Source organism: Vibrio sp. HI00D65 (genome assembly GCF_001635455.1).
Taxonomy (GTDB): Bacteria; Pseudomonadota; Gammaproteobacteria; order Enterobacterales; family Vibrionaceae; genus Vibrio.
Genome location: NZ_LWEH01000097.1, coordinates 1 through 220, shown reverse-complemented (window position 1 = coordinate 220; position 220 = coordinate 1). Strand labels below are relative to the sequence as shown.

Here is a 220-nt window from a genome sequence, read left to right as displayed (position 1 = left end):
GCGAGTGAGTTCGTAGCTAAGTTTCGAGATAGGTTTAAATCGGAGTCGATTGCCAAAGACAGATATAAAGTCGAGCTTGCTGCTGATGACCAGCAGAAAAACATCCTGATCATAGGGCGATACGTTCGCATTAAAAGCAGTGATTGCGGCGTGATGGTGTTTTCGAAACGTGAGGACTACCAATTTGGCTGTAGTGTTGAGCACAACCGTAACATTAGCT

Annotated in this window: 1 pseudogene; it reads left to right on the top strand. The window is 45.0% G+C overall.

Features of this window, described 5'->3' with window-relative positions:
* A pseudogene (locus tag A3712_RS27740) lies at positions 1 to 220 on the top strand (ATPase); the annotation flags it as partial.